The organism is Candidatus Auribacterota bacterium (genome assembly GCA_026392035.1).
In the GTDB taxonomy this organism is placed as follows: Bacteria; Auribacterota; Tritonobacteria; order UBA1439; family UBA1439; genus JAPLCX01.
Genome location: JAPLCX010000052.1, coordinates 1 through 3,620 on the forward strand (window position 1 = coordinate 1; position 3,620 = coordinate 3,620).

4 protein-coding genes are annotated in these 3,620 nt (G+C 54.6%); 3 read left to right on the forward strand and 1 reads right to left on the reverse strand.

Annotation, left to right across the window (positions count from 1 at the left end):
- Together NTX71_04800 and NTX71_04805 are read left to right on the forward strand one after the other, a co-directional pair.
- On the forward strand, nt 1–472 hold a 472-nt coding region (locus NTX71_04800; GenBank protein ID MCX6339221.1), incomplete at its 5' end, for a hypothetical protein.
- A 284-nt stretch (nt 473–756) separates the two neighbouring features.
- A complete protein-coding gene (locus NTX71_04805; protein MCX6339222.1) occupies nt 757–1,863 on the forward strand; it encodes an MBL fold metallo-hydrolase in 1,107 nt (368 codons plus the stop codon).
- A 99-nt stretch (nt 1,864–1,962) separates the two neighbouring features.
- Here NTX71_04805 and NTX71_04810 read toward each other — a convergent pair whose 3' ends face one another.
- Entirely contained in the window at nt 1,963–2,244 is a 282-nt protein-coding gene (locus tag NTX71_04810; protein ID MCX6339223.1) for a hypothetical protein, read from the reverse strand.
- A gap of 84 nt (nt 2,245–2,328) precedes the next feature.
- Between NTX71_04810 and NTX71_04815 the strand changes: the two genes are divergently transcribed.
- Nucleotides 2,329–3,159 (forward strand): TrbI/VirB10 family protein, encoded by an 831-nt coding sequence (locus tag NTX71_04815; GenBank protein MCX6339224.1) that lies wholly within the window; start codon nt 2,329–2,331, stop codon nt 3,157–3,159.
- Nucleotides 3,160–3,620: the final 461 nt, after the last annotated feature.

Sequence of the window (3,620 nt, forward strand, 5' to 3'; positions counted from 1 at the left end):
GGTGTTAACCCAACGACCCGATAAGCCTCCCTGGGGGCTGGTCTCCACCGCCCGCACCAAAGACGCCCCCTTTTTCCGCGGAATGTATCATCTGCGTGAAACCATCGAGGAGCGCCATCGCCAGGCAAAGCTTTTCTGGGACCTGACGGGATTCCATTCGCCCAACTTTAATCTCGTCACCAATCAGGTTGTCTTTGTTGCCCTCGCCTACACGCTTCTGCAGGTACAACTATTGGACGAAAACCGACCTGAGCTCAACCGCATGACCCGACGCACGCTCCAGCACCAGATGCTTCCCTATGGCAACCACATCATTGTCTATGCCCGGGAATATTATGGCTTCTTCGACCTCCCCGAATACACCGATATCATTATGGGCATTGAGGAACCGGGGAAGAGCAAGCTCCGGAAGAAGGTGCGGAGGATGCGACGTGACTTCCTCATGGGCATGAAAAAACCTCGGTCACCATAATCGGAGTAGGTAAGGGCCCGTGGTAGATCATCTCGCCTCTCCTTCAGCGACAACTCCGGTTGTTGCCAGGGGACTCCTTGTCTAAACGTGCTTTTTTGCACGACGGAGCCTTCCTTTTATGGTGTGTATTCCCCCCCATCCAATACCCATAGCTTTGCGCTAATCCAACGTCAGGCTTTCGCCATAAATCCTTCCCCACTGTCTGAATCACAGAACGGCGGATATCCACCCTTCCTCGATTCCGGACGGTGTGATAGAATCGCTGGAATAAATGCGCTATCTCTATGGGTATCTATAAGAAAAAACTATTTTTCCTGGCCGCCCTCTCGCTCCTCGGCCTTCTGCTGAATTCCTCTCCGGACGCGGCTCCCCCGCCACCCGCTGAGGGCACCCCCGGTGAACCTGCCGCACGCACACCTGCGCCTACCCCTGCGGGATCACCGGAAGCAGGCGATCTGCTGAAAATCCATTTCATTGATGTCGGACACGGTGACGCCTGTCTTATCCAAACCCCCGGAGGGCACACGATCCTCATTGATGGCGGATACAGCGACGTCGCCGACGATGTGGTGGACTACATCAAAAAGGCAGGAGTGAAGGAGATCGACCTCGTGATCGCCACCCACCCTCATTCCGACCACGTGGGGGGATTGACCTCTGTGCTGACTCACTTCCCCGTGAAGATGGTGCTCGATTCCGGCAAGCCCCATACCAGCGTGACGTACCAGAGATTTCTGAAAGCCGTCAAGGCGGGCGGGAAGATTAAGTATGTGCTTGGCAGGGCAGGCCAGGTGTACCGGTATGACGCGGTCAAGATCTCCGTCCTCAGCCCGACGGAACCGCTTTCCAAAAATCTCAACAATTGCTCAATTGTGTGTCGCCTGGTCTATGGGGAGATAAGCGTTATGTTCACCGGTGATGCCGAGGTTGAAATTGAGAAGGCTATCATGAGGAGGAATCTAAATATAAAGAGCACCATACTGAAAGTCGGCCACCACGGGAGCGACACCTCGACATCCCCGACATTTGTGCGCGCCGCGGCACCGGAGGTGGCAATCATAAGCTGTACGAGCAAAGATTCCGGCTATGCCCCCCCCGCAGAGAGCAGGCTCAGGAGGCGAGGGGTGAAGGTATACAGGACAGACATTGATGGGACAATTCTTGTTGAGAGCAATGGTGAAAGCTATGTAGTGAAGACACACAGGAAAAAGGCATATCCCGATTATGCGATTCCGCCGGAACACAAGGGGAAGATCATCGGCAACCAGAAGAGCATGATTTACCATCTTCCCGGCGGCGCATATTACCAGAAGGTATCTCCTGAGTCGCGACGCTATTTCACGACGGAGGATGAAGCGAAACGCGCCGGCTATCGCCGGAGCGTCCCGTAGGGAAGATCACCGACCGGGGCAGCGGCTTTCCTCATTTCCTTACCGTGGACTCTGTGCTCCAGGTTGTTGATCAGGGATTGCAGACCTGGCAGGGACGCCTCATTGGCGCTCATCACGCCGTGATTCTGCCTCATCACGCCGTGATTCCAAATTATCGCGCTTCGATTCCAAGTTGTCGCGCTGTCGCCCTGCCGCAGGTCGCAATGGCAGACCCCCAACCCTCGAATCCAGTTGATCGCTCTGTGACTCCAACGCATCGCGTTTGGAGTCTATGGCCTCGATCCTTGATTCCAGAGCATCAGGATCATCGACTGCCAGTGCTAACCCCGACGCGCCAACCAGAATGATCCCCCCGAACAGCAACGCGAGTCTCGTGCTCATATACCCCCGCCTCCTTTCGATGCACCACAGTCGCGCCGTGGACCATGCGCGCACGGCAATGGCGCGGTTGAAGTTCTAACTGAATTGACTCCCCGTCCCCTCAGCCCCTTCCTCCCTCATGGCCTCTTCTGCCAGTACCTCCGCCTCCTTTTCTCCCTTTTTCTTCTCACCGAATATCGCGGTGAGGAGAAGGTAAATACCTATGCATTCTTGTTCATCGCGGGCGAAAAGACAACAAAATTATTGTCGGTGGCGCAGGGAGAAGGTGCTACAATGGTGCACATGGAAGGCGCAGAACCAAGGAGGATGGACATGAAGGGAACAGTGATTGTGCTGACAGTCATTCTGCTTCTCCGCCCCTGCTTTGCCCAGGAGAGACTCCATCCCGCGGGGGATAAACAGCGGGTGATGGTGACGCTCCCGCAGGGCCTCGAGATGGAGATCGCGCTCGAGAACACGCTCGACTCACGGACGACACGGGTGGGAGATCCCGTCCGGGCCAGGCTCGTGCAGCCGCTCGTCGCGGGAGAAAGGGTGGTGGTCCCTGAGGGTACTATGCTCTCCGGCAAGGTCACCGAGGTTACAGGCCCCCAGATGGCGGTGATGAAGGCGAAAATGAAGTTCATCTTCACCAGCATGAAGACCCGCTCCGGCACGGTTCCGATCGAGGCCTCGGCGCACCTCGACCTGTCCGCGATGGCCATGAAGGGGGGGAAGGCGGCGGGGACCATGGTGGCGAAAGATGTAGCCAAGAGGGCCATTCCCGTCCTCGGAACGGTCTATCTTATCCAGGATGTCGCCAACGCCGCCAAATTCGTCACCGAAGAAAAGGAGATTACGATCCCGGCGGGGACGAGGATGAAGGTTATGCTCGACAAGGATGTTCAATTCCCGGTCGGGCACGCAGCACGGTAATTCGAAAGGCAAAAGTAAAAAGGCGATACCACAACTAACCTGATCTATTCGTCAACCACTAATATTCTGCCTACCCGCCTTCAACGTTTTCGATCCACGGATTGCACGGATTACACTGATTGCAACCACAGCAAAAAGTTGAAAATATAAAGTTCAAAGTGTAACTGCCTCCTTTGGCTTTCAGCTTTAAACTTTAGGCTGTTTTCACATCCGTGACAATCAGTGTAATCCGTGGATGTAACCTTATTTTACTAGGATCCGCTCAATCCCTGCCTGCCGGCAGGCAGGCGCAGAATCCGCGGTTACCTATTGTTTGTTTATAAATAGGGTCTCCTGAAAAAGTCTAAAAATATATATAATATCATACAAGGCAAGTAGATATGATGTACAATGCTCTCCAGAATGATGGATAAAATGCACGGGAATTCGGGACAGGTGCCCGAAACCCGTGCAGTTATACA

What these genes read in the sequence shown, in the direction of transcription:
- NTX71_04805 (MCX6339222.1), top strand. Translation starts at nt 757, where the DNA reads ATGGGTATCTATAAGAAAAAACTATTTTTCCTGGCCGCCCTCTCGCTC.
- NTX71_04810 (MCX6339223.1), bottom strand. Translation starts at nt 2,244, where the DNA reads ATGAGCACGAGACTCGCGTTGCTGTTCGGGGGGATCATTCTGGTTGGC.